At 57.4% G+C, this 23301-nt stretch carries 26 protein-coding genes and 1 pseudogene; 6 read left to right on the forward strand and 21 right to left on the reverse strand.

The window, feature by feature from the left end; all coding sequences use genetic code 11:
* Positions 1–122: 122 nt before the first annotated feature.
* Complete coding sequence (locus AC5DDB_RS29285) at positions 123–734, reverse strand: hypothetical protein (protein ID WP_491743320.1); 612 nt, start codon at positions 732–734, stop codon at positions 123–125.
* A gap of 140 nt (positions 735–874) precedes the next feature.
* The gene (locus tag AC5DDB_RS29290) at positions 875–1945 is read right to left on the reverse strand and encodes a sialate O-acetylesterase (RefSeq protein ID WP_491743321.1); all 1071 of its coding nucleotides are present in this window, start codon (positions 1943–1945) and stop codon (positions 875–877) included.
* 129 nt (positions 1946–2074) lie between these two features.
* On the opposite strand from AC5DDB_RS29290, the gene AC5DDB_RS29295 reads away from it, so the two are divergent.
* The 4 genes from AC5DDB_RS29295 (at position 2075) to AC5DDB_RS29310 (ending at position 4079) form a co-directional block, all read left to right on the forward strand.
* Entirely contained in the window at positions 2075–2221 is a 147-nt protein-coding gene (locus tag AC5DDB_RS29295) for a hypothetical protein (RefSeq protein ID WP_491743322.1), read from the forward strand.
* Positions 2218–3306: a calcium/sodium antiporter gene (locus AC5DDB_RS29300; protein WP_491743323.1), complete on the forward strand. Its 1089-nt coding sequence runs from the start codon at positions 2218–2220 to the stop codon at positions 3304–3306. The genes AC5DDB_RS29295 and AC5DDB_RS29300 overlap by 4 nt, the downstream gene beginning before the upstream one ends.
* A gap of 100 nt (positions 3307–3406) precedes the next feature.
* Entirely contained in the window at positions 3407–3901 is a 495-nt protein-coding gene (locus AC5DDB_RS29305) for a DUF427 domain-containing protein (RefSeq protein ID WP_491743324.1), read from the forward strand.
* A 46-nt stretch (positions 3902–3947) separates the two neighbouring features.
* Entirely contained in the window at positions 3948–4079 is a 132-nt protein-coding gene (locus tag AC5DDB_RS29310; protein WP_491743325.1) for an NAD(P)-binding protein, read from the forward strand.
* A 554-nt stretch (positions 4080–4633) separates the two neighbouring features.
* Here the strand turns inward: AC5DDB_RS29310 and AC5DDB_RS29315 are convergent.
* From AC5DDB_RS29315 to AC5DDB_RS29340, 6 genes are all read right to left on the reverse strand, one after another.
* Positions 4634–5929, reverse strand: coding sequence for a sulfatase-like hydrolase/transferase (locus AC5DDB_RS29315; protein WP_491743326.1), 1296 nt, complete (start codon positions 5927–5929; stop codon positions 4634–4636).
* A gap of 83 nt (positions 5930–6012) precedes the next feature.
* The gene (locus AC5DDB_RS29320; RefSeq protein WP_491743327.1) at positions 6013–7455 is read right to left on the reverse strand and encodes a sulfatase; all 1443 of its coding nucleotides are present in this window, start codon (positions 7453–7455) and stop codon (positions 6013–6015) included.
* 48 nt (positions 7456–7503) lie between these two features.
* Positions 7504–8814, reverse strand: a complete 1311-nt coding sequence (locus AC5DDB_RS29325; protein ID WP_491743328.1) for a sulfatase-like hydrolase/transferase — start codon at positions 8812–8814, stop codon at positions 7504–7506.
* Between the two features lie 317 nt (positions 8815–9131).
* On the reverse strand, positions 9132–11246 hold the full coding sequence (locus AC5DDB_RS29330; protein ID WP_491743329.1) for a PQQ-binding-like beta-propeller repeat protein: 2115 nt from the start codon (positions 11244–11246) through the stop codon (positions 9132–9134).
* A 101-nt stretch (positions 11247–11347) separates the two neighbouring features.
* Entirely contained in the window at positions 11348–11803 is a 456-nt protein-coding gene (locus tag AC5DDB_RS29335; protein ID WP_491743330.1) for a hypothetical protein, read from the reverse strand.
* The gene (locus tag AC5DDB_RS29340; RefSeq protein WP_491743331.1) at positions 11800–13401 is read right to left on the reverse strand and encodes a serine hydrolase domain-containing protein; all 1602 of its coding nucleotides are present in this window, start codon (positions 13399–13401) and stop codon (positions 11800–11802) included. The genes AC5DDB_RS29335 and AC5DDB_RS29340 overlap by 4 nt, the downstream gene beginning before the upstream one ends.
* Before the next feature lie 201 nt (positions 13402–13602).
* Here AC5DDB_RS29340 and AC5DDB_RS29345 point away from each other — a divergent pair, with 201 nt between their 5' ends.
* The gene (locus tag AC5DDB_RS29345) at positions 13603–14346 is read left to right on the forward strand and encodes a carboxylesterase family protein (RefSeq protein ID WP_491743332.1); all 744 of its coding nucleotides are present in this window, start codon (positions 13603–13605) and stop codon (positions 14344–14346) included.
* Between the two features lie 217 nt (positions 14347–14563).
* Positions 14564–14773: pseudogene (locus tag AC5DDB_RS29350) on the forward strand (sulfatase-like hydrolase/transferase); the annotation flags it as partial.
* Here AC5DDB_RS29350 and AC5DDB_RS29355 read toward each other — a convergent pair.
* The 13 genes from AC5DDB_RS29355 to AC5DDB_RS29415 all read right to left on the reverse strand — a co-directional run bounded on the left by AC5DDB_RS29355 (position 14715) and on the right by AC5DDB_RS29415 (position 23055).
* Positions 14715–15368, reverse strand: coding sequence for a right-handed parallel beta-helix repeat-containing protein (locus AC5DDB_RS29355; RefSeq protein ID WP_491743333.1), 654 nt, complete (start codon positions 15366–15368; stop codon positions 14715–14717). The pseudogene AC5DDB_RS29350 and the gene AC5DDB_RS29355 sit on opposite strands and share 59 nt — an antisense overlap.
* A 50-nt stretch (positions 15369–15418) precedes the next feature.
* A complete protein-coding gene (locus AC5DDB_RS29360) occupies positions 15419–16846 on the reverse strand; it encodes a sialate O-acetylesterase (RefSeq protein WP_491743334.1) in 1428 nt (475 codons plus the stop codon).
* A gap of 686 nt (positions 16847–17532) precedes the next feature.
* Positions 17533–18081, reverse strand: coding sequence for a hypothetical protein (locus tag AC5DDB_RS29365; RefSeq protein ID WP_491743335.1), 549 nt, complete (start codon positions 18079–18081; stop codon positions 17533–17535).
* A gap of 2 nt (positions 18082–18083) precedes the next feature.
* Positions 18084–18320, reverse strand: coding sequence for an RNA polymerase sigma factor (locus AC5DDB_RS29370; protein ID WP_491743345.1), 237 nt, complete (start codon positions 18318–18320; stop codon positions 18084–18086).
* Between the two features lie 12 nt (positions 18321–18332).
* Positions 18333–18506, reverse strand: coding sequence for a sigma factor (locus AC5DDB_RS29375; RefSeq protein ID WP_491743336.1), 174 nt, complete (start codon positions 18504–18506; stop codon positions 18333–18335).
* Between the two features lie 223 nt (positions 18507–18729).
* Positions 18730–18903 (reverse strand): hypothetical protein, encoded by a 174-nt coding sequence (locus tag AC5DDB_RS29380; protein WP_491743337.1) that lies wholly within the window; start codon positions 18901–18903, stop codon positions 18730–18732.
* A gap of 42 nt (positions 18904–18945) precedes the next feature.
* A complete protein-coding gene (locus AC5DDB_RS29385; RefSeq protein ID WP_491743338.1) occupies positions 18946–19599 on the reverse strand; it encodes a ThiF family adenylyltransferase in 654 nt (217 codons plus the stop codon).
* Positions 19580–20212 (reverse strand): hypothetical protein, encoded by a 633-nt coding sequence (locus tag AC5DDB_RS29390; protein ID WP_491743339.1) that lies wholly within the window; start codon positions 20210–20212, stop codon positions 19580–19582. Before AC5DDB_RS29390 ends, AC5DDB_RS29385 begins: the two co-directional genes overlap by 20 nt.
* Positions 20190–21152, reverse strand: coding sequence for a B-box zinc finger protein (locus tag AC5DDB_RS29395; RefSeq protein ID WP_491743340.1), 963 nt, complete (start codon positions 21150–21152; stop codon positions 20190–20192). Before AC5DDB_RS29395 ends, AC5DDB_RS29390 begins: the two co-directional genes overlap by 23 nt.
* Before the next feature lie 110 nt (positions 21153–21262).
* Positions 21263–21496: a MoaD/ThiS family protein gene (locus tag AC5DDB_RS29400; protein WP_491743341.1), complete on the reverse strand. Its 234-nt coding sequence runs from the start codon at positions 21494–21496 to the stop codon at positions 21263–21265.
* 67 nt (positions 21497–21563) lie between these two features.
* A complete protein-coding gene (locus tag AC5DDB_RS29405; RefSeq protein WP_491743342.1) occupies positions 21564–21761 on the reverse strand; it encodes a hypothetical protein in 198 nt (65 codons plus the stop codon).
* 86 nt (positions 21762–21847) lie between these two features.
* On the reverse strand, positions 21848–22090 hold the full coding sequence (locus AC5DDB_RS29410) for a hypothetical protein (RefSeq protein WP_491743343.1): 243 nt from the start codon (positions 22088–22090) through the stop codon (positions 21848–21850).
* Positions 22090–23055, reverse strand: a complete 966-nt coding sequence (locus tag AC5DDB_RS29415; RefSeq protein WP_491743344.1) for a hypothetical protein — start codon at positions 23053–23055, stop codon at positions 22090–22092. The genes AC5DDB_RS29410 and AC5DDB_RS29415 overlap by 1 nt, the downstream gene beginning before the upstream one ends.
* Positions 23056–23301 lie beyond the last annotated feature (246 nt).

Here is a 23301-nt window from a genome sequence, read left to right on the forward strand (position 1 = left end):
ACCAGTCTCAGGATGACAACACGAGTCGAAAAACGCTACAGAAAACCGTGAATCGCTCTAGATCACACGAACCGGGGCCTCCTGACTGGCTTTGAGCGAATCTCAAATGTGTGTTCTCGCCATTATCGCGAGAGCCCCTCCGGCAACTCTTTGAGTCGTTTCAGTTCGACGATCTCGCTGAAATACCAGGGCTCGTTGCTCTTCTTCTTGTAGCCGATGCACTTCGCAGGGTAGTTCACCCCATCATGTTCCTTCCAATCGCTGAGACGGTGAACGTTCGACTTCCAGTCGATGCGGAGCAGTCGGCTTTCGTTCTTGTCAAAGTAAAGTTCCATGGGTGGCGTCACGGTACCGCTCACTCGAAGCCCAAACACTGGCTTGTCAGCCTCCATGATCTCCGGGAGCACCTCCAGCTTGGACTTAGGGTCGGTCACTGCTCCAAGAGTCCACGCCCAAGCCAGATACCTTGCCGGCTCGTCTTCGTCCCGTTGCTTCTTTCCGATCCACCAATAGGCTGGCGGCTCGATGACCGAAACGCGAACTTTGCCCTTCTTGGCCGGATCGGAACTTACATTGAGCTTCTCCTCAATGCGGAACAGCTTGAGCAGTTTGTACTTTCCTCCGGCAGCACGCACAACTTGTTCAACGAGCTCTTGAGCATCCGGTTCCGTCGCCGAGGCAGGAGCGGCGACGATAAGAGCGCACACAAGAGCGGATAGGTGGACGAATCGCATAGGTTTTTCCTCGGTTACTTTGGTTATCGAATGACAGCGTTCGCCAGGGTGCAGGTGACTCTCGCAAAGTAATCTTCGTTTGGGTTTGGTTTGACAATCTGAAACGGACAGATTTCCACGAATCACAAGTAGAGCCGCGACTATTCTTTCGACTTGAGGAGCTCGATCATACACTTGCCGATCCCCGCGCCGATTTCGTAGTGCGTGATGCCGTTGTGGTTCCAGTGGTAGCCAAAGCCCGACGGCGACTTGGACTTGTCGCGGTACATCGGCCGCGTGTCGACCACCGCGACGTTACCCTTGTGGTCGGGATACTTCTCGAAGTCAGCGACCGCGCCCTGGGCGTTGATCAGATCCAGCCCGACACCCTTCACCTCGGCGCCGCCGATCCCGGTATTTGCGATGACAAAAGGCAGCTCCTTGCCAAACTCGTCCCGCACGTCTTTGATCAGGTCGACCAGGTTGGCCTCGTATTGGGCGACGCCTTTCTCCGTGCGATCGTTCCAGCCCTGATGCCAACCGAAGCCCGCGATCTCGTAGTCCCGCCCCGCGTACTCGGGAAACTCAGTGCCGAGGTTGTCCAGCACGTGCTTCACCGTGCGGAGCATGTGGGTCCACATATAGCCGACTTCGCCACCTCGCTTGGCCACGGCGGTCGGCGAGCGCCAGTCGATTTGCAGGCTGGTCCCGCCGGTCGCGACCTTGATGATCAGTACATCCTCGTCCAGCGCGTTCCCAACGATATGGCCGAAGCCGTACTCCGGTCCGTTCCAACTCCCTTTGCCGAAGCCAACGGTGTGCCGACCCTTTTCGATTCGACCCTCCGTCAGCTTTCCGAGGTTCTTCTTGTCTTTGAAAACCTCAATGCGGGAGTAGACGCTCACATCGTCTCGGACGAGCCACTCGCCGTCTCCATCGACCAACGGGTCGGTCCCTTTCGGGCCGAAGGTTTCGGGCATGGTCTTGACCGCCCAGGCCAAGCCGCCGATCCCGCCGGGAATCTCGCGTCGGTTCGTTGCGGACTGCGGCTGACTCGGGTCGTACTCGGGGTTGAGACCGTCCCGCGTCTTGCCGTGACCGACCATATTAGACTGCCCGGCAAGGATGAAGACCTTCACCGGTTTCTCGGCGGCTGCGGCGAAGGCTGTTGAGATGGTCCACGCCAGTACCAGAGAGAAAACAAGGACGGGTTCATTCCGAGTCGAGTTCATAATATGCCTTTCAACGGAGGCTGCGACTGGCTCTCCAACGAATGTGCCGGGTTTTAATAGGGCAGCTTCGATAACGTTGTGTCCGTCTCAATTTTAACTGCAATGCAACGCTGATAGAATTGACCTGCCATGCCAAACTCTTTTTGCACAACTTGCGGTGCTCAATACGCGGAGAGCTACAATCCGTCAGCCTTGGGCGTTATCTGCGACGATGAACGCCAGTTCTTTGGCTGGAACGGACAGCAGTGGGCGAAGAAAGATGGGGCCGACAAATGATTGTCGCGATCGGACTGATTGTGATCGGACTGGTATTCCTCGTTGCCGGCGGCGAAGTGCTCGTTCGTGGCGCGTCCCGACTCGCGGCAATTATGGGGATTCCACCACTGGTGGTGGGCTTGACGGTTGTGGCTTTCGGCACCAGCGCTCCGGAATTAGCCGTTTCCATCAAGGCATCGCTGGGCGGACAGACCGACATTGCGGTTGGCAACGTCGTGGGCAGCAACATCTTCAATGTGCTATTCATTCTGGGCGTATCCGCGTCGATCTCCCCGCTCGTGGTGTCGAGCCAACTGATTCGGATCGACGTGCCGCTGATGATCGTCGCCTCCGTCTTGGTGCTGTTGTTCGGAATTGACGGTGCGATTGGCCGGTTTGAAGGATTCAGCCTGTTTGCCGGCCTGGTCGTCTATATCACGTGGACTGTCGTCATGAGCCGCAAGGAAGCCGTGGAGGTCAAGGCAGAGTTCGAGCAAGAGTTTGCAGAAACAGAGAAGCCCTCCGCCTCGCCAATCGGGCTGCAAATCGCGTTGATCGTTGGCGGCCTGGTTCTCCTCACGTTCGGATCGCGGTGGCTTGTCGACGGGGCGGTGACCATCGCCCGGTTGGCCGGGATGAGCGAGCTGTTGATCGGTCTGACAATCGTGGCCGCGGGAACGTCGCTCCCGGAGGTGGCCACTTCTGTGCTGGCGAGCATCCGGGGAGAGCGTGACATCGCCGTCGGTAACGTGGTCGGCAGCAACGTCTTCAACCTCCTGTGTGTTCTGGGACTCTCCGCGGCAATCGTACCTGGCGGCGTTGTGGTTTCCGAAACGGCACTCCGACTCGATATGCCGATCATGGTTGCTGTGGCGATCGCCTGCCTGCCCATCTTCTTCACCGGGCATTTGATCGCGCGCTGGGAAGGCGGCTTGTTCCTCGGGTACTACATGGCATACATGACCTACCTAGTGCTGGCGGCAACCGTGCCCGCCGTCAGCCGAACCTTCGGCGTGGTGATGCTCGGCTTCGTCATCCCGCTGACCGCGATTACGTTGTTGCTGGCCGTCGTGCGGTCGCTAAACGCCCGAAAGTTGCAACAGTGATAAACCACAGGGGTTGCCACCGGGAGTCGGAACGCACGAAGCGGTTTTCGGAATTGGCCGACGCGCTACAATTTGGGTGAATACTAACAGGAGAGCGCAAATGCCAATCAAACGAATCGAGCCCGGCCCCGGCCAGGAATCCGTCTGGGAATATCCCCGACCGCCACGACTGGAAGACTGCCCTGAAACGATCAAAGTCGTCGCTGGCGGCGAAGTCATCGCGGAAAGCACGCAAACCAAGCGTGTGCTGGAGACAAGTCATCCACCGGTCTTCTATATCCCGCCGGCGGACATCCGCATGGAGCTGTTGAAACCAACCGACGGCCAATCCTGGTGCGAATGGAAGGGCACAGCTCACTACTTCGACGTCGCGGTCGGTGACCGGAAGATCCGAAACGCCGCCTGGGCGTACCCATCGCCGTCGCGAGCGTTCGAGTCGCTTCGCGATTATGTGGCGTTCTATCCACACCTGATGGATGCCTGCTACGTCGGCGAGGAACAAGTGCAAGCCCAGGCCGGTGGTTTCTACGGTGGCTGGATCACCAGCAATATCGTCGGCCCGTTCAAGGGTGAGCCCGGCACGCGAGGATGGTAGGATCGGTTTCGCAACTCGGAGCATCTCCAGGAACGTAGGATCGCCCATGACATCGAGTGATCAATCCGTTGCCATCGTTGGCGCAGGAATTGGCGGGCTCAAATGTGCGCAGCAACTGAGTGCCGCCAGAGTTCGCGTCCGCGTTTTCGACATGCTGGGCGGTGATGCTGGCATTTGAGCAACCACTGGAACCGCTATGTGACGCCGCGTTCGTCGACGATTCGGCTCTAAACTGGATCGCTCGCAATAGCAGTAAGCCGGAGCGGCCGATACAGTCCGACTGCTGGGTGCTCCATGCAAATCCTGAACGATCGATTCAGCACCTTGATGATTCGAGCGAATCGGTAGTGCCGGAATTGCTCGCAAGTTTCTGAACGGCCCTCGGCGTGTCGCGTCGGCGGCCTGCACGGGCGACTGCGCATCGCTGGCGGTTTTCTCTACCTACCAAACCACTTGAACGGAGGTTTCTGTTCGATGTGGAATCGCGACTGGGTGCCTGTGGCGACTGGTGTGGCGGCCCACGGATCGAGGGCGCGTTTCTAAGCGGATTGGCGGTGGCTCAAGCCTTCGTCGATCTGGCCTAATTGGGGAAATGGACGCCTCGTATCCGGGGCGATGGTATTCGTTCAAGCCGATGGAGTACGTTTTCGGAAGCGGCCGTAGGATTCCGCGCATTGTTTCGGCGCTTGCTTGAAGAATCAATCGACCCGCATATGGGACTTCAAGCTGGAGTTACTCTGGTTGGACTGCATCCTCTTTCATGCGGCTTTCCTCCACGGACCGGCTCCAGGTTGTGAGTAATCGGTTCATGCGGACTGTTCTCTCGGGATCGTGGCGAGCGAGATCGTTTTGTTCGGCGGGATCCTTGGCCAAATGATAAAGAGCAGGGTCCCTCTGTGAGTCTTTTGGATTGGCCCGGCGGGTCACGTAGGGACGCACCAGTTTCCAATCCCCATCGCGAATCGCGGCATTGTGCGTGTAATTCGGTTCGCCGCGATTCCACTGCCAGTACCGGAACGGCGGGCTCTGCTCTTGAGATTTGCCGGCGAGCATCCAGACGACACTTTGACCATCCAATGGCAACTTGGGCTGGTGCTCAATCTCGCACAATTCCAGGATCGTGGGGAAGACGTCCACAAAATGCACGACCTCATCGACCTTGCGGTGGCGAAGCCGACCCGGCCAGCGAACCATCAGCGGAACGCGGATGCCGCCTTCGTATATCTCGTACTTGCTTCCGCGAAGTTGTCCGTTGAACCGTGTGCCCGTGAGCGGGTCGGGGCCATTGTCACTGGCGAAGATCACGATCGTTTGCTCTGACAATTTCAGGCGATCCAGCTCATCGAGCAGTCGACCGATACCGCGATCCATGATTTCGATCATAGCGTAAATGGTCGCGGTCGATTCATCAAGGCCCTTTGTTCGATAAGACGCCACGGCTTCCGCCGGAGCCTCCAATGGTCGATGCGGGGCATAATGCGCCAGATGCAGGAAGAACGGGTTGTCCCGATGTCTCCGCACGAACTCGATGGCCCGTTCCGAAAGATCGTCGGTCAGATATTTGTCGCTGACGTTCACGCTTTGCCGGTTCACGGTCAGCGAGTACCGGAAGTAGGAGAGTTCCTGGGAACCGCTGAACCCCTCGAACTCGTCAAAGCCATGATTCAACGGTCCGAAACCGTCTCCCGTTCCGCAATGCCATTTGCCAATCAAGCCGGTCACGTATCCCCGGGCCTGCAATACTTCGGCGATTGTAGTTTCTTCGTGCTTCAATCGGGTGAGATCGGGATACCGGTTCATGTTGAGCGTGACCACGCCGGTGCGATGCGGATACCGCCCGGTCAAGAGGGCCGCCCGTGCTGGTGCACAAACGCAGGAAGCACTGTAAGCCTGGCTGAACCAGACACTCTCCTCTGCCAGCCGATCCAGGTGCGGGGTTTTGCTGAGCCCCTTGTTCCGCGATGCGAAGTCTCCCAACGCCATGTCGTCGGCCAGTATCAAGACGACGTTGGGCCGCCGTTCCGGCACATGCCTGGCTCGGGGTTAATCAGAATGTGCCTGCTCGGTTATCAAGCAAAGCATGATGAGCAAAGATTTCCCAACAACTTTCATTACTGATCCTTCGGCGCGGGTTTTGTCCGTTTTCGTTTTCTGCGAACGTCGCTCGGCATCTCCGCCGAAACCGATTTGAGAAATGCCAACAACGTCTCCTGCATGCCATCCGCTTTCGCCTTGTTGTCGTTGGCGTTGTCCCGGCCCTCCTCCACAGGATTTTCGCCGATGTTGTATAACTCCCGGCGGGCAATGGAACCGTTCGGACGCCAGAAGACCATCAGCTTGTGGTCGCCTTGCCGGATCACGGAAAACCCACGGCCGGGACGGTGAAAGTAAACCGCGTTGTCCTTGCGATCCAGGTTCGCTTTCGGATCGCTGAACAGCGGACGGATGCTCATACCATCCACGTCGGCAGACAGAAGCCCGCGTCCAAAGTCACCGCCCGCCAGATCATAGAACGTGGGTAGGAAGTCGTAACCGACAACGGGAACGTGAGAGACGCTTCCCGGCTTGATGCCTGGTCCTCGAACAAAGTACGGAACACGGATGCCGCCTTCGTAAAGGCTGTGCTTGGCGCCGGTGAGCGGATGATTTGTCGGCTTGCGATCGGTATCGCCACCGGGAATGGTTCCCCGGCCACCGTTGTCCGCCGTGAAGAAAACGTAGGTATTGCCTTCAATCCCCAACTCATCAATCGAATCGAGGACGCGTCCCACGGCACGATCCAGTTCTTCCATCATGGCGGCCCACGCCTCGGTGTAGCCGCGATCAGGAACCCCTTTAGCCCTGTACTTCGCCAGCGTTTTCTCGGTGCAGACGACAGATAAATGCTGAGCGTAGTAGCTGAGTTGCACGTAGAACGGCGCATTGGCTCGCGTTTGGTCCTGCATGAACTTAATGGCCCGATCAGTGACCGTGCGGGTGCGTTTGGGATCGTTGTTGTCGATGAAATGCGGAGGGCCGTTTTCGTGGCTGCCTTTCACGCCAAGCGTGGCCGGCATCCCGCCCGTGTTGTTGCCGGTCATGCCATCGCTGTTGTTGTAGCCGCATTCCTCCGGCGTCGAGATCATCTGCTCGCCCCATTTGCCAAAGTGAGCGCAGACATATTCCGGCTCAACGAGCTTGAGGGCTTTGGGAATCGTCATGTGCTCGGCGGGAATCCATTTGCTGCGAAACTCGCTCCCGCATCGAGCGGTGGCGGCCCCGCAGAGGATGCTGCGGCGTGTGGGTGTGCAAAGCGGGGCCGGCGAATAGCCGCTCGTAAACCGCATCCCTTCGGCCGCCAGCCGATTCATATTCGGCGTTTCCAGATAGTTTGAGGCCGAGGCCGGCACACGCGGGTCCACGACCTGCGACATCTGACTCCAACCGTGGTCGTCAGTGAGGATCAGCACAATGTTCGGAGGTTTGGCCGGAGCGGACTTCTCGGCCGCCTTGAGCGTCGGAAACGACACGACAAGGAATGCCGTGGCGATGAGAAAGCGGGTGATGGTTGTCATCGTTCGATGCCTCAGTTGGGTATCTGGTTGATTCAATAGGGAAGCCCACTACCTGCCGCCAGGTTGCTGGGTGGCAGTCCGCTGGGTGTCGGCATACCAATTTTTCAATTCTCGAAGCATGGACGCGGTACGGTCCGGTTTCGCGGCGGATAGGTCTGCCTGTTCACTCGGATCGCGATCCAGGCGATACAACTCAACTCGTTCGTTCTCGAAACTGCCGGGCTTCGCTTTGGGATGTTGGACGACCAGTTTCCAAGGTCCTTCCCGCATGGCTTCCGAACGCGATCCTCCGTTGCTCAACGACGCCCAGAATAAAGGACGATCGGGCAGCGGCTTGCCGTCGAGCAACAGCGGCGAGAGGTCCACGCCATCCAGCGATTGTTGCTGGGGAGTCTCAATGCCGGCCAAAGCGAGAAGCGTCGGCATCACGTCGAGCGTGATCGCTGGCGTGTCGTTCGCCGTGCCAGCTTCGATGTTGCCGGGCCACCAGGCAATGAACGGCACCTTGTGGCCGCCCTCGTAGACCGAGCCCTTGCGGCCGCGCAGTTTCCGGCTGCCGCTGGGAAAATCCGCCGAGGCCCCGTTATCAGAGAAGAACAATACCAGCGTGTTCGTCTCTAGCCCAAGTCGAACCAGCGCCCGCTGGATCTGTCCCACACCCTCATCAATCGGCAGCGTGATGCCGCGAAACTTCTCAATGCGTTCCGCTTGGCCCACCGGCTTCCAGCGTTTCCAGCCTTCGGCTTCGGTGCGCCGCACAGGATCGCCGCGGACTTGCACCGGGTTGTGAATCGCCAGGTGGGAGACATAGAGGCAAAACGGCTTGTCACGATGCCGCTCGATAAACTCCACAGCGTAGCGATTGATCAAATCAGTGGCGTAGCCTTTCTCTTGCGTCTGCTTGCGGCCGTGCCACCAGTCGTGCTTGTTGTGATCTCCCACGTGGCTTACGAAGTCGATATTCCCACTGTGGTAGCCAATGAACTCATCGAAGCCATGGTTCTGCGGATGATAATCGGCGAGATCGTGCGGATAGCCCTGATGCCACTTGCCGACGATTCCCGTCGTGTAGCCAGCCTGCTTGAGCAGTTCGGCAAAAGTCGTTTCTGACTTCTGCAAGCCTTTGCGATGTTCTGGATGATCGGCGACGGGATGAATCACCGCTTCGATCCCAGCCCGCTGTTGATACCGGCCCGTGAGCAGCCCGGCCCGCGTCGGCGAACAGACAGTTCCCGACGAATGAAAGTCGGTCAGCTTCATGCCCTCGGCAGCCAGACGGTCAATTTCCGGCGTCTTGAAGTACGGATTGCCAAAGCAACTGACCCCGGCATAGCCCATGTCGTCGACCATGATGACCACGAAATTGGGCTTTCGTGTTTCGTCGGCAAGGAGGTCGGTGCCAGCGAGAAGCAGGCAGGTAGCGACAGCAATGTGACGAATCATGCGAGTTGGTCCATAAGAAAGAAGTAAGCCAACATTGTAGCCAGCAACCGATGCGGTCGCACGCAAACGCTTCCCATGCAACAAACGCCCCCGGCTCGATCACTCGAATCGGGGGCGTCTGATCGTTCAGAATCGCGTCCGTCGCTGCCACTTGCCGGCCTGCATAACGCTGAAATGGGCGTAAATTGCAGACTAACGAAACCGACGGCCAAATCGTCGATTATCAAGCGGCGTCATTCTTGTGGAGAACGCGTTCGTAAGTCGTAACAATAGATCGCGTCCAATCCCCGGACGAACAGCCGACCATCGACCAGCGGATAGACGATCGGCTGGTTGGCGTAGGCCGTAGTCCAGGTGTGCGGTGGCCGCCATTGGTATTCGGCGTCAACGTGGTGGTTGAGCGCGCCTTTGGCTTGGGACTTCCCGAACGCGCGAAAGTCTTTTGGGTTCGCCGAGAGCATCAGAAACGACTGGCTGCCGTGGCGGCCTTCGGGCTGGATGAACAAGCGCCCGCCCGAAACGAAGGCTGTCTGCGTTCGAGCACCGCCGACATTCTCAATACGCGACACCGTCTCGCCGTTCGCCAGTTTGAGGCAGATCGCCTCGCGGGCCGCCGATACATAAACATGCTCGCTGTCGATTGCCATCCCGATGGTGTCGATAATCGGAGCCAGCGGTTTGGTCGTCCAGGCCGGCTGCAAACCGTCGGCCGTGATTTCGTAAGCGTGCAGGACTACCAGACCATCGTTCTCGCCCGGCTTGACGTTGTCTTTGTTCAGCGAATAGCCAACAAGAAAGTCGCCGGCCAGCAGCGGGAAGGTGTAGTCGATCAGATACTCGACCGGCTGCCGCCATACGACTGCGCCGTTGGCGGGATCGAGCGCGACGGCAAAGTTCTGCTTCTTCTCGTGGTCGCGATCACTGGCGATGACCAACGACTTATCGCCGCCAGTCCAAGGCAGCAGCGACGAGCGATGCCAGAGTCGCGTCGCCCAACGCTTCGCGCCCGTCTTTGCATCCACGCCGTGCAAGTGGCCGGACGCGGCAAACACAATCACGCCGTTGATCAACACCGGGCTGGGCGCACTCGCGTCGATGCCGCCTTGCCTTGTGACGTGGACCTCTGGCTGGGCGTCGGGGTATTCCCACAGCAGGTTTCCGGTCGCCGCGTCAACGGCATACAGTCGCCCGGTGGTTCCGGGTTGATAGACGATCCCGCCGGCGACCAGCGCCACCGGAAAGTGCCCACGATGTTTATGCGTCTGGTAGTTGTTGCCCCGTTGCGGAAACGTCGTTTCCCAGAGCGTCTGCCCGGTGGCTGCATCCATGCAGACCAACACTTCGTCAGCCTGTGTGCGGAAGTGGTTGAGCACCGCGTCCTGCTGATACGACCGCTGCGGGAACAACTGTCGGGCCTTGGCCAGGAGCAAGGCTTCGTCGGTGAAAGGCTGCCCAATAAAGTTTTCGAGATACGGTTTTGACTGACCTACCGGTCCGCGCGGGCGATAATAAAACTGATAGACGCGACCATCGGCCACGACCGGGGAAGCCGACCCTCCGCCATTGCCGCTCCGCCCGGCGCGGTCGGGATAGCGATTGTCGGGAGCCGAGCCGTAGGCGGTGGGAATGTACGCTTCGCTTTTCCAGACCGGCCGCGCCCGGGCCAGATCGTCGGTCAGCTGCGATTTGCTCTCTGGCCCGGTCAGTCGGTAGCCGTCGCCGTAGTAGTGCGGCCAGTTGCTCCCGGCTGCCAGTTTGTCGCCGGCGATCTGATCGGCCGTGACGACATGGCCACTGAGCTTGCCGTCGAAGTTGATCCGTTCGCCGGCCTCGTCGATAAACCCCGCGGAGAACGTCCCCGAGATCGCGTTCGGCGGAGGACTTGGTCCGCGCGGCCGCTCTGGAACTGCTGACGCCGCGGGCTTGCGAGCTTCACCATCGCCGACTACGGCATCAATCGAGTAATCGAAGTATTGAATGTTCTTGTTGCCCCAATGCCGGTTCGTCCGGCCCTGGAAAGCGCCGCGGAGTTGAGTCTTACTGAGCTTGAGCGTTGACGCATCGAGCCACACTACACGCCTGCGTGACAGCGCCGGATGCACGAACCAGGCGACAACCGCCTTGCCGTTCCGCATGCCAAAGAACAGCGACACGTCGATGCATTCCCGCTTCTTACTGTCGAACGCGACACCGCCCTGGTCTAGCTGTAACCAAACGATCTGGTACTCGCCTGACGAGGGTGACGTCACGACGTGAGCGGCTTCATCTGCCAGAATCCGTGAACTTGAGAGCGCACACCCAAATGACAAGCACAGGACTACCAACGAGGTAATGTTTCTCGGTCGCATAACCTTGGTACTCCTATTCCACCTACTGCCGGCGATGGACGCCTCCGCAACGAAAAACGAGTTGGCAAAATATGTCGGATATTTCAAGGAGGAGAATACGTTCAGTTCGTTTTCCAAGCGACCCATAACATCCACAGGACCAGCACCCCGCGAAAGCTCCATGCGAACGTCCTCATCCAGTTCGTAGAAACCAAACGCCGGTGAATGTCAGCATCAAAACCCTTTGCAAGCGTTTCGTGACATGGCACTTGCAGACATGTGGTTGAGAGCCAGACCACAGCCAGCAAAATGATCCCGGTCCCGACTTGCCAAGCCGAAACACTCGCCGGGCGGATCCAGAAGAGGAGGACGGCGGTCGCGGCCTCAATGAGCATCGGCGGGGCAACTACCCAGGTTGTCAGCGACATGTGACGCCGTTCGTAGACAGGAAACTCAGAGTTGGCAATTTCGCCCATCAGCGGATAGTGCACGATCTGCACAAACCAAATCACCCCCGTCATATAGAGCGTGGCCGCTGCATGCGACAGGAAGATCAAACGAATCATCGTATCGTTCATTCGTCGATCCACTTTCGCAACAAAGACAGAACTTTAGCACGATACTCCTTGTAATCTTTGCCCTGTCCGTTGCGAACCATCGCAAAGACAAGGTGCTTATCGGGATTGACGCTGAGTAGGGTCCCGCAGCCGCCGCCGTGTCCGAAACTTCCAGGACCAAGTAGCCGGGCGTGATCTTGCAGGCCGATACCGTATTGCATGTCAAGTGCGGGGAAATACGGCTTGAGCGATGTCGGCACGATTGCCGTATAGGTTTCATCGGAAAACACTTCCATTGTTCCGTACTTTCCACGATTCGCCAGCACGACGCCGATCCGAGCCATGTTTTCTGCCGAGAAGCCGGTGCCGCCCGGCAATATGTTTCGGATTCCGAGCGGCTCAAAAAGGTCGCGTTCCATCGCATCCCAGTAGTTCCGGCCGCGCAGAAGCTCCAATGCCCGGACCGAAAGGATCACGCCAACGACGCCGTACCGATACTTCGCAGCGGGAGCCCACTCCCGTTTGCAGTGAGCGATCAAGCTCTCGTGCCAAGTGTGAAAGTAGAACAGCCGTCTGAAAGCCAGCTCCCAGGGAAAATGGATTCCGGTGGCATGGACGTGGCCGGCCCGAAACGTGAGGTTTCGATCCTGCGGCGAATTGAAGTCCGGCAGGTAGTTACCGATCGGTTCGTCTAGTTTGATCGCGCCCTGGTCGACATACATTGCCAGTTGCAGTCCGATGAGCGGCTTCATGGCCGAGTGCAAGAGCATTGGAGTGTCGATCGTGACCGGCTTCTGATCGACCTTTCCGTACCCCTTCGCTACGACGATGACGCCATTTCTGGCGATCACCACCGCCATTGGTTCCTGAGATACCGCAAACCACTCATCGAGCTTTGCTTCGACCGCCCGAACTTGATCATCGGTAACCCCGGCTTCTCTAAGGGGAGCTTTGCGTAGCTCGGGAGCCGGTTCGCCTTCATACGGCCGGACCATCGCCTTGACGATGGGCTTGTTGGCCAGGCCCATCAGTTTTCGCTTCAACCGGACGTGCTGCGTGGCGTTTTCCATTTGCCACTGCCCGACTCGTACGGGACCGGTTGGTTGGCCGCCGTTCAAGATCGCGGCAAGCTCGACCGCTCCTTCCTCCGACGTGCGCCAGCGAAGCATCATCGCTTGGATTTGTTTCCGATCAGCAGCGGCTCCTGGGTCGATTGCCTCAATTCGCTTCTTCGCGAGGGTCTCAAGATCCAGATCATCGGCCACACAGCAGCAGGTCATGGCTCGCCGAAGGGGAGGCCCGGATGGGACCGGAGCCTCGCCGTAGACGTAATAGCGACCCGGTTTGTTAGCGGTCTGAACTTCCTCGAAGTGTTCATTGAACCACCGTGTAGGGAACGTCGGAACATTGACGACCTTGGCGACAAGCTCAGGATGCTCCCAAACCAGACCGGGAAGTTTCTGTCCGACTTCGAGAATCAAGCCGCCTTGTGGAGCAAATTGCTGCTCACCGAAGTTGGCTTTGAGTTCGGCTTCGTCAGCCTTGCACCTGGCCGGCCCAACGGGAACTACACACGTTGCCACCAAGCAAACGCCAATCAAGCAAAGCCAACGGTTCACGACAGCTCCAGGAGAATCGAACATGTGAAACCCAAGTTATTAGCGGCAGCGAAACTATACTCAGGTTGATTGTAACGACGAACGAATAGGCAACCTACCGTTGATGAGTTATTTCGCTTCAGCGAAATGGGGTCGAACTTTGGCTAAGATGGCACTTGTCATGTTCGGCAGCGCAATCCAATCCAAGGCAGGTCACAGTTCATGCACCAGTCCATCCGTTTGGCGATTCTCGGTCTCTTGCTCACGGCTCAAGCCAGCGCAGCGGAACTTCGGGAGCATGTGGTCGAGCGGACTTACACGACGAAGCTGACCTACCGCTGCATCGTCAGCGTGCCAGACAATTACGACGCGGACAAAGATCGCAAGTGGCCGATGATCCTCTTTCTCCACGGCGGCGGGATGCCGAAGTCCGAGCAACTCCGGCGGTCCATACGTCCGCTAACCGAACTTCCGGCGATCGTGGTCGCGCCCCTCTGTCCTCCTTCACCGGATGGCCCACGGTACACGAAGTGGGAGTGGAAACCGTTAGGCGAGGTCGTTCGAGAAATCAGCACGAAGTATCGCGTTGATGAGAAAATGCGATCCGTGATTGGCTTTAGCATGGGAGGCTCAGGCGCTTGGGAGCTACCCTCCTACGAACAAAAACTGTTCACCAAATGCGTGGTGATCGCCGGTGTTTGTCACCCGTGGTCCTTGCGGCACTATCCTAAGACGCAAGTTTGGGTTTTCGTCGGCGAAAAGGATTACATGCGGAAAGAGCAGCAGGAAACCGTCACGTCCGCCAAGCGATTTGGCGTCGACGTGGTCGAGACGGTTTGGTCAGACGCCGACCATGGCGGGATTTTCAAGAACGCGATGGCTTATCCGCGGATGCTGAACTGGCTGGTGCAGGGTGAGGATTTGAGGGTTGCCGAAGAACTGCGAACTCCTGGTCAAAAGCCTTGACCAAGCTGTAGATATTCAAGCCGAATGTCGACGCGGGCTGAACCTGACCGCGTCTGTTGTGCCGGTGGGCAATCCTGTCAAGAATGGAATTGCCATACATTCATTCGTGTGTCGGAGAACCTCTGCCTTACGAGTCAACGCCATGCTGAAAACCGTTCCGCTCTTGCTTTTTGGAATCCTCGCCTCAGCGGTGGGATCGGCTGCTGCGACCGAAAAGATGAACGTCTTGGTGCTCTACGCCGACGACTGGCGGCACGATACCTTGGGAGCCGCGGGCAACCCAGTGGTCAAGACGCCCCATCTCGACCGATTGGCGTCCCAAGGGATGCGCTTCACCCACAACTGCGTCACGACATCCATCTGTGGGATCAGCCGGGCGAATCTTTACACCGGCCAATGGATGTCTCGGCATGGAGCCCGCAGGTTTGTAATGTGGGATTGCGATAACTGATATTCCGAAGAACGTGTGGCGAAACCCGTCTTCCCTCAACGCCGAGAATCGCAATGCCCGTGTCCCCAATGTGATGCACGATGTTATAGAGGACTTGACATCGCCCAACGCCGATGACGGCAATCCCGGCTGTACCAGGAACGCCGATATGCTCATGCGGCTGTTCTTGTCCGAGCGTCGCATAATGCTTTTTCCACAGCTCGTCATCGTACTTTCCAACGCCTGTCACAGTGAAACCGTCCAAGGTCGAACCCTCGGCCATCGTGACGCCAGCTCCTTTCGCACCCTTGAAATTTCCGTCGATAATGGTCGCTTCGGCGCGTTTGAGTCCGAGTTTGCCTTGGGTGTCGTCGCCCGCACTTTTCAGCGTGCCCCCCGGTTTGAGCGTCACTCGCTCGTGGTATGTTCCAGCGGCGACAAGCACTGTATCCCCGGTCGATGCCGTGTTGATCGCCGCCTGAATCGTGCGGTGCTGATCAGGGACCCGCAAGGTTGCAGCATCCAACGCGAGGGGAAAACTCAATACAGTCACAGAGCATACGGCGACAAGCAGGTAGGTTCTGATAGTCACAACAAATCTCCTCTTTCTCGCCCGTTTGATCTGAGTCTGATTTGGGTTAGTCACTGCTTCGCCTTGAGCAATTCGAGCATCCCCTTGCCAAGGGCCTCGCCGACCAGCATGTAGGTCTCGGCGTTCTGGTTGTAGTGGAAGCCCTGGTTCTTGGGTGACACGTCCGGCTCCCGCCAGAAATCGCGCGTCTCTGCCGTCAGCACGTTGCCCTTGAACTCCAGGTAATTTCCCTTGTCTCCGCTGACGGCAAGTTGCGCATCGGCGACGGTCTTATGTGGTCCCTCCATTTTCCACCCGCCGAAGCCGATGGTCGCAATCACAAACGGAGCCTTCGGCGCGTCGAACTCTTTCCGCAGCGTCTTGATGAAGTGCACGAGGTTCTGTTCGTAGCGGCTGGCGTAGGGTTCGCCGCCGTCCTTGTGGCCCTGCCACCAGACGAAGCCGGCGATTTCGTAACCTCGGCCTTTCCAGTGCGGGAACTCCTGGTCGAAGTTGTCGAGCACCTCGTGGGCGGCCTGAAAGCAGTCGTCGTACTGCTTGCCGGCGTACCAGTTGATCGGCTCGGGCTTGGTTCCCTTTTTCCAGCGGGCCGGCGAATCCTTGTACCCGGCGTAGATGTAACCGTCGGACTCGAACGGCTTGCTGCCGGGCGGAAGATAGTCCCAACCCAGCGACCGGTTGCCCTGCGAGGCTTTGAGGATCAAGACCGGCTCATCGTGGTAATCGCCGACAATGTGCCCGAAGCCGAGTTCCGGGCCGATGTTGTTATGTCCCGCTCCGCAACCCACGCTGAGCCACTTGTTCGCCGTGGCTGTCACTACGCCCTTGTACCAGACATCTTCTCGCTCGACCCAGTCGCCTTGCTTGTCGATAAGGTACGGAAACTTGCCATCCTGCTTCACGACGGTTGCCAGCGTGCCCGGAATGTCGATCCGCGCGATCCAACCCAGTCCGTTCGCCTGATCGGTTAGATAGATGATCTTGAAAGGCACCTTCTTCCCAGCGGTCAGCTTGAGGTAGGTGTGACTTGCATCTTTGCCCGGCTCTTGGCGATAGACTTCCTGGCCATCAACTTCCATGATGTTGTAGGTCGATCCGCCGTAACCAGGGCGAAACTCATAGACCCCCGTGGTCTTGAGCTGGATGAATCCGCGAACGATCTGTGTTCCGCCGCCCGGGTAAGGCGTGGGCTGGACGCCGCCAAACTTTTCCAGCTTCAAGGTCTTTGTCGGTTCCAGCTTGTCGTAATCAGCATCGGGATCGTACTTGCCGGGATACACCGCGACGACCGGTTCGATGAACTCTGAACCCCAGCGACTGCCGCCGCCGGTGACCTGGCCGATGCCGACCATGTTGGACTGGCCGGAGAGAATGTAGACCTTGACCGGTTTGTCGTCGGCTAAGGCAGGCGCCGTCGGGATGGTCCACGCCGAAACAAGGGAGAACGCAAAAACGAGATAACTTCGTTTCGCTTTCATGGGATGCCTTTCAATGGGAGTCAGCTCGATCAATGGCTCTGACGATGGTGTCACGTTGTTGACAGTCGCGGTTCGGTGGTGTGTGTGGCTCAATTCTAACCGCGATCGAACGCTGATAGAATTGATCTGCCATGCCAAACCACATCTGCACAACTTGCGGTACCGTTGGGGTTCGTCCCATGCTTTTTTGGTGTCAACTCGGCGGTTGGCTTCAATCTGGAATACCGACGCAAGTTCGCCGATTCCCCAAATGACAGCGGCTCGACAACCTTCGCGGATCTAGCCAGTCTGGCCGAATTCAGAGGAATCGCTCAGAAAATCAGACTGCTGCGCGGCAGCAAAATCTCTTCGAGCTGTCTGGTAATGCACTTTCCGAGGGTTAGCGAATTGCGAAACTGAGTTCGCTAGTTCGGCCGACGCAATCTGCTATGTTACAGTTTACCGCACATGTCACGCCCGTTTATGAAGTGTTTGATCGACCGAACGGAAAGCCCGTTGATCGTCAGCGCTTTGAGCGACGATCGACTTCTAGCCCGTCACCCCTTGATCTCTTCCGCCCAACAGTCCCAAACAACGGAATCCGAACGCCTCACCTTGCGGAAATGGTAGACGACGATGGCAGCCAATTCAACAAGAATAATGATCATGATCGCTGGCACGATGAAGCCCAAATCCCGATAGCCCCATTACGCGCCGAACGACACGGCCGCGATGACCAGCACAGAGAGCAAGGCCACCATCGCATGGCCGAGCAAACTTTGCAGTATTCGGTCCGACCGTCTCTTTGATGCCTTCGCATATCCGTAAAGGTCGGGCCTGCTCAGAGTTCTCGTAAAGTAGTAGCGTTGGAGATAGTCCGAAATCAGCCAAAGGACACAACTTCCCAGGAGCACAGAATTGATGACAGTCCAACCATCTAGAACAATAAACACTCCCGCCATCAGTCTCAGAACAATCCGCGGGCTGTTCGCTTCCCACCATGGTCGGAATAACGTTTCCTGAAGTTTCTGGCGTACTGTACGCTCAAAGTCCTCGACCATCTCTTCATGGTCGACCGGCTTGATCTTGACGTCGGCGATGTTCTGCAGCAGGGCTTTCATCTCTCGGCTCTCCCGCAGGTAATCCATACCGTCGGCAGTTTGCGCGTAGTCATCGACCGAGGCCCGCTCTGCTGCGGTCAACGCTGCTCCGTAGACTTGCTTGAGGCACAGCTTTCTGATGTCGTTGTTGTCCATGATCAATCCTTAATTGAATAGAATTCTTTTCTCAGTTCTTGCTTGGCCTTGTGCAATCGCGACCAGACAGTTCCTTCGGGTACATCAAAAATCTTGGCGATATCCTGATGCTTCATGCCGTCGATACATAACAGCGTTAGAATCAAACGATGAGGCGGCGCCAGTTGCTTCAAGGCCTGCCTCACCTTCTCAGTCATCTGCTCGTCACAAGGGTCGGCTTCGGGGCGTGCCAGCTCGATCTGACCGTGAAGTCATTCGCCCTTAAAACGTTTACCTGTCGTGAGATGCCTTCGGCAGACGTTGATGGCGATACGGAACAGCCATGTTCGTACACTTGAACGACCTGCGAACGAATCCCACGCCATATAAGCCTTGAAGAACGTCTGTTGAGCCGCTTCCTCAGCTTCGTTCTCATCAGCGAACATCAGGACGAGCTAATTTTCACCCTTAGAGGCCATAGAAAACAAAGCCCCTTAATCAACGGTGGTGATCTGGGTAAACGCGGCTTCCCATTTTTGATTGGTATTTGTATCAGGTCCCCAACGCCGGAATGATTCTTCCCTGAGGGCTAAGAAAAAGGCCGACCGGCCCGCCCCGAAGGGTGGGCCGGTCGGCACAGCTGTGAAGTCTATTGGTGAGTTGATCAGGTTAGCGACGACGGCGTTGGTTGGGGCGGATACTTCCCGAGTGAATGTTGGTCACGATCAACAGCACCAAGGCAATACCGAAGACGCTTGTTGATTGCGTTAACAGACCCACAAATGCCGCGAGCAATAAAGCTAGCGTGATGTAAATCTGGTTGAGTTTGTGTCGAGCTCCCATAAAACGTCTCCTTTAATAGGTTTTGCGTCAGAAGATGTCGAGTCAGCCAAGCACCAGCTCACTCGCGAGCAGGTTGAACGAGACGTCTCGATCGTTCGGCAACTCCCGGAGCCAGCGGGTGAATTGATGGAGCATCAAAGCGGCACATAGACTGGCCGTGTAGATCGTACTGCGGGAGGTGCAGTGACCAGGCTGAGCTTCATGGGCGGCGAACAAGGTGCTTTCGTAATGCTCACGATCAGTGGGTGAGCTGACCGTCAACACACGAAGGACTTCCCCCAACATTCGGGCGTCTGACCCGAAGTGGCAGCGACCGGCCAGTGATCGCCAAATCGCTGTGCGAGCGGTGATGCTGTCCACGCAACAGAAGACGGCATTTCCAGTCTCGTATCGCGGACGGAACCGGTCGCAAATGGATTCGACGACGACCGTCGCGTCCAGTTCACGGATCGCATCTGTGGTGGCCGAAACCTTCGAGCGTCCCAGGTCGGATTGCAGCCGGTACCCTTGCGTGGTGACGTTACTCGCCTCAACCGTGTCAAAGTCGATCAATTGCACTCGGCGCACGCCGATCGCCGCCAACTGTAAGGCCACTTGACGTCCCACCGCGCCAACGCCGATGACGGTACACGTCAATTCCCGAAGTTTGAGTTTGGGGACCAAGTCGGCTTGGCGTTCAAAACGATTCGATGCCATCGAATGGCTCCTCAATAGCAGAGTCAAACTCAAAGTCTTGGAAGGACAAAAGGTTCGCCGCGAACCCATCCAAAACAGTGACGTACTGCAGATATTCATGGTCCCAGGCGGAGTGATTGCTGCCAACAAAGGGTCGCGAGAAATCAACTTCCGTGTTGATCTTGACTGCGACTCGGGGGCCGCGGTTATGGCTCATGCGGGTGTAGGTCTCGTCGTTTTGCGCGAGAATGAACATCACTGCCCAATCGCAACGACCGAAGACCCGTTCGAAGCTGTCTTCGTCAGTTGCACTTGGCAGCGGCGAGTTTCCCGGATGGGTGTGCAACCACAATCGGGCGAAGCGTTCGGGAGCTACGCCGCGGTCGACTTGTTCATCAAAGAAGTCCGCCACGGCGGTATCCTTGAATTGAACGCTAACGGCAGTGCAGCGCTGGCCGACAAGACACACGTCCTCGACCAGCAGTGGGGCATCCTCGGCGGAAATTCCGAAACCACCGACTTCGGTTCCGCCGCGATCCCGCCAATACAATAGTTTGGCCCAAGCGTTCGGTGTGAATCGCAGAGTTGGGACGCGTTCGATGCGTTCGTGCTTACGTTTTGGAAGTCGTCTCATACATGTCCCCGTTTGTTGATGTCAGTTGACAGGAATTACAGTGCGATCCCTCCAGGCAGCTTTCGCAGAACTCTTGCTCGCAGGATTCGCACACGTGTTGGCAGTTTGAACAGAGCGATTGCTCGCAGTTTTGGCAGTGACCTAAGCAGCCGTTGCAGTAACCGTCGCCACAATCGACGCAACGGACGTCGCACTCGCCGCAAATCAACCGGTCACAGCGGCTACAGCCAGAGGCGTCACCAGAGCGAACGAGTTCTCCACAGTCTTCGCAGGTTTCGCCGTTCCATTCCGCAAGCGTGATGTAGGCACTACCGGAGTTGTAGGTCCGTAGGATTTGAGCAACGATCGTGAAGTAATCACAGATTCGCCCGCTGGCAAGAGCCGCCTGGATCGCGGCTCGGCCTTCGCCTTCGCAGAGCGTCTCGTCTTGGACGTGTGGGTGGGTAACTTCCGCATTCGCTGCCGCCGGGTTTGCGTTCAGGGCAATGATGCAAAATAGCGACGGCTCAGCAATCCGTTGCCATTTTAACTTGATTTCGAATTCGCCGAGATCAATCCCCTCCAACTCAATCGGCTCGGTTTGAACGGCCAATGTGCCGGTCTGAAAGTCGATGCGAAATTCCCCGAACTCGGCTTCGAGTGCCATGATTTCGTCGTAGAGTGTGCGGAGCGCAGGAGTCGTGGGCGCCGGCTGGGGACTTGTCGACCAGCTGGCTAGCCGTTGCGTCAAGGCTTGCAACGCACTGGGAAACCGGGTTCTCAATCGGACGGCTGCAAGGAACCACCCACGATCGCTCGCGATGCGGAGCTGTCGGATTAGCTGCGAGTACTCGTCCCAATTTTCCGTCGGCCAAATCAACCGCGGCGGCGGTGAGTTCTGCATCGACTCGCAGATCCGATTTGCCACGCGGATTGCGAGACCGTGTTGTGATGTCGTCATTCGTCTCCTTTCTTTCATTGGCGATGATGGCAACAAAACAAGCCGAGCCGCTCGTCCCAAGACCAGCGACTCGGCGTTGAATTCTCAATGTGGATTGTCGTCCTCAGCAACTACAGCAAGGCTCCCTCGATCTTCGTCGGCGTAATTGAAACGCGGTCGCCGTCTTGGAGGATTGTGGTGCTGGTCACCGGTTGCCGATTGACACGAATCAGATAATCCGCAGGCTGCCCGTGCGGGACGCGTTCGGCAAAGAAATCCGCTACACTGAGGTTGGCAGCAATCGTCAGTATGTCCGCAAAACCGCCGCCATCGTTGTTGATATACATGATTTTGATCGTCGACATAGTGTGAACTTTCATTGTTTGGTTATTTTGAAACAGGTCCGGAGTTTGACTCTCGTCCGTACTTGGTTCAGCGATTTCGATCTGCATCTTTGGCTTGGTTATGCCAAATGGTTGCATTGGTCAGCGTCTCATGCGGTTCGTCGTGCGGCGGCGTGAGCAATCCAAAACCACGATGGAAAATCCAAAGTGGTGATTCTCCGGTTGCCATCGCGACTGCTCTGGCCAGATCACGCGGATCATCGGGTTCCCTTCGAACATAGATCATTGGTTAGTCTCCTTGAAATGGACCACCACCCTCGCAGGGCGGCCGTGTTACCAAAACACAACCACCCCGCACACTGCGAGGTGAACTTAATCAGCGATCAACCAGTGCGTCCGCAGCCAGTGAGTCTCCGCATGCAAAGCGTCGCTCCGAAGTGGAAACGGTCCCAGTTGCGGACCGTGAACCGGACTCAGATCGATCTGCCAATTCCCGGTCTCGTCCGGTTCGACATGGCTGGCTCGGCAGATATTGAGCCGACCCAAATCGGCCAAGCGAATGTCTTCGCTATAAATCGCATGGACCGAGCCATCGCAGCGAACGATTAGTTCCATCAGCTGTCCTCCTGCGAAGGTTGCTGGGGTCGACGGAGGATGTTGCGGCGCGGTCGATCTACGAGCAAATCATCGAGTACGGTCTGCACTCCTGATAGTTCCTGAGCAATCTGGTTGCGCAAGGAACTGTTCTCCCGCAGCATTTGTGGATCGACGCCCCGCACGATTTGCCGGGCATGATTGACCAACCGCTCTAGCTCGGCATTCAAGCCAACATTGAGTTCCGTGAAGCGTTCGAAGAACTCGGTCAATTTGTCGACCACCGAGTTGCGGAAGACTTTGGGAGTCCCGTCTTCCGTCCCCGCCAATCGCTCGGTCAGATGGGCAATCAACTTCTGCAATTCCTCCACGAACGCCTGCTCGGCGAGTTGCACGGCTTCGTCAAACCGAGCTTGCACGCGTCGACATTCCTGCTCGTAAAGTTCGGGATGTAAGCGTCGCAAGTAGTCGGGTGGTTCGACGGACGGAAAATCCCAGGCGAGTTGAAACGCCCCAATCAGCAATGCGGGATAGTCGGCCGGATTGAAGAGACTTCCCAGTCGCCCGGCTGCCGCTTGTTTGAGTTCCGCATAGTGTTGATCCAGGTTCGCGACGGCATCATCGAGTTCCAGGCTCCAATCCTGCATCCGATCGCCAAAGGCTTCGATCCGGTCGCGGCGAATAAGCCGTAAACCTGGCTCGGGAAACGGTAGCGTTTCTGCTTTCCAGAACCCGACCGCTTTGGTACGGACTGCGGTCACCGCTTTAAATGCCGGATGACTCACGTCCAACAACTTCTTGCCGGCCGACAGGAACTGCCCCTCGGCCCCGAACGATTCGGCAGCCTCCGCCTTCTGGCCTGGGGTCAACGTTTTCCGCACACCGAGCCAGGAAATGCTCAGCCGAACGGCCGCCGTGGTCGTGCGTAATTGCTCGGTCGCCTCGGTGGACAGGCCGGACTCAGCTTCGTCAATCATCGTCGTCATTCGCATACTCCTGATTGAGGTCAAGAAGTGAGAGCAGCCGGCCACGAAACGTGTTCGTGGCCGACTGCATTGAGTTGATTGGGTGTCGTTACTAGTTGACGGATGGGTCCCGAGGAATTTGTCGTCGCTTCCGACGACTCAGGGACGCGTACTGATAGAGTCCAGGACGATCGGCCGAGAGACACCGACCGCTGGCCCATTGCCGCAGCGTCTCAATCGATTCGGCGGACGTTTGCGAGATCGGCA

It is taken from the genome of Thalassoroseus sp. (assembly GCF_984380535.1).

What these genes read in the sequence shown, in the direction of transcription:
- AC5DDB_RS29285 (WP_491743320.1), bottom strand. Translation starts at nt 734, where the DNA reads ATGCGATTCGTCCACCTATCCGCTCTTGTGTGCGCTCTTATCGTCGCC.
- AC5DDB_RS29365 (WP_491743335.1), bottom strand. Translation starts at nt 18,081, where the DNA reads ATGGACAACAACGACATCAGAAAGCTGTGCCTCAAGCAAGTCTACGGA.
- AC5DDB_RS29390 (WP_491743339.1), bottom strand. Translation starts at nt 20,212, where the DNA reads ATGAGACGACTTCCAAAACGTAAGCACGAACGCATCGAACGCGTCCCA.
- AC5DDB_RS29305 (WP_491743324.1), top strand. Translation starts at nt 3,407, where the DNA reads ATGCCAATCAAACGAATCGAGCCCGGCCCCGGCCAGGAATCCGTCTGG.
- AC5DDB_RS29295 (WP_491743322.1), top strand. Translation starts at nt 2,075, where the DNA reads ATGCCAAACTCTTTTTGCACAACTTGCGGTGCTCAATACGCGGAGAGC.
- AC5DDB_RS29320 (WP_491743327.1), bottom strand. Translation starts at nt 7,455, where the DNA reads ATGACAACCATCACCCGCTTTCTCATCGCCACGGCATTCCTTGTCGTG.
- AC5DDB_RS29410 (WP_491743343.1), bottom strand. Translation starts at nt 22,090, where the DNA reads ATGGAACTAATCGTTCGCTGCGATGGCTCGGTCCATGCGATTTATAGC.
- AC5DDB_RS29345 (WP_491743332.1), top strand. Translation starts at nt 13,603, where the DNA reads ATGCACCAGTCCATCCGTTTGGCGATTCTCGGTCTCTTGCTCACGGCT.
- AC5DDB_RS29395 (WP_491743340.1), bottom strand. Translation starts at nt 21,152, where the DNA reads ATGACGACATCACAACACGGTCTCGCAATCCGCGTGGCAAATCGGATC.
- AC5DDB_RS29290 (WP_491743321.1), bottom strand. Translation starts at nt 1,945, where the DNA reads ATGAACTCGACTCGGAATGAACCCGTCCTTGTTTTCTCTCTGGTACTG.
- AC5DDB_RS29360 (WP_491743334.1), bottom strand. Translation starts at nt 16,846, where the DNA reads ATGAAAGCGAAACGAAGTTATCTCGTTTTTGCGTTCTCCCTTGTTTCG.
- AC5DDB_RS29335 (WP_491743330.1), bottom strand. Translation starts at nt 11,803, where the DNA reads ATGAACGATACGATGATTCGTTTGATCTTCCTGTCGCATGCAGCGGCC.
- AC5DDB_RS29385 (WP_491743338.1), bottom strand. Translation starts at nt 19,599, where the DNA reads ATGGCATCGAATCGTTTTGAACGCCAAGCCGACTTGGTCCCCAAACTC.
- AC5DDB_RS29300 (WP_491743323.1), top strand. Translation starts at nt 2,218, where the DNA reads ATGATTGTCGCGATCGGACTGATTGTGATCGGACTGGTATTCCTCGTT.
- AC5DDB_RS29415 (WP_491743344.1), bottom strand. Translation starts at nt 23,055, where the DNA reads ATGACGACGATGATTGACGAAGCTGAGTCCGGCCTGTCCACCGAGGCG.
- AC5DDB_RS29380 (WP_491743337.1), bottom strand. Translation starts at nt 18,903, where the DNA reads ATGGGAGCTCGACACAAACTCAACCAGATTTACATCACGCTAGCTTTA.
- AC5DDB_RS29375 (WP_491743336.1), bottom strand. Translation starts at nt 18,506, where the DNA reads ATGTTCGCTGATGAGAACGAAGCTGAGGAAGCGGCTCAACAGACGTTC.
- AC5DDB_RS29400 (WP_491743341.1), bottom strand. Translation starts at nt 21,496, where the DNA reads ATGTCGACGATCAAAATCATGTATATCAACAACGATGGCGGCGGTTTT.
- AC5DDB_RS29405 (WP_491743342.1), bottom strand. Translation starts at nt 21,761, where the DNA reads ATGATCTATGTTCGAAGGGAACCCGATGATCCGCGTGATCTGGCCAGA.
- AC5DDB_RS29310 (WP_491743325.1), top strand. Translation starts at nt 3,948, where the DNA reads ATGACATCGAGTGATCAATCCGTTGCCATCGTTGGCGCAGGAATTGGC.
- AC5DDB_RS29330 (WP_491743329.1), bottom strand. Translation starts at nt 11,246, where the DNA reads ATGCGACCGAGAAACATTACCTCGTTGGTAGTCCTGTGCTTGTCATTT.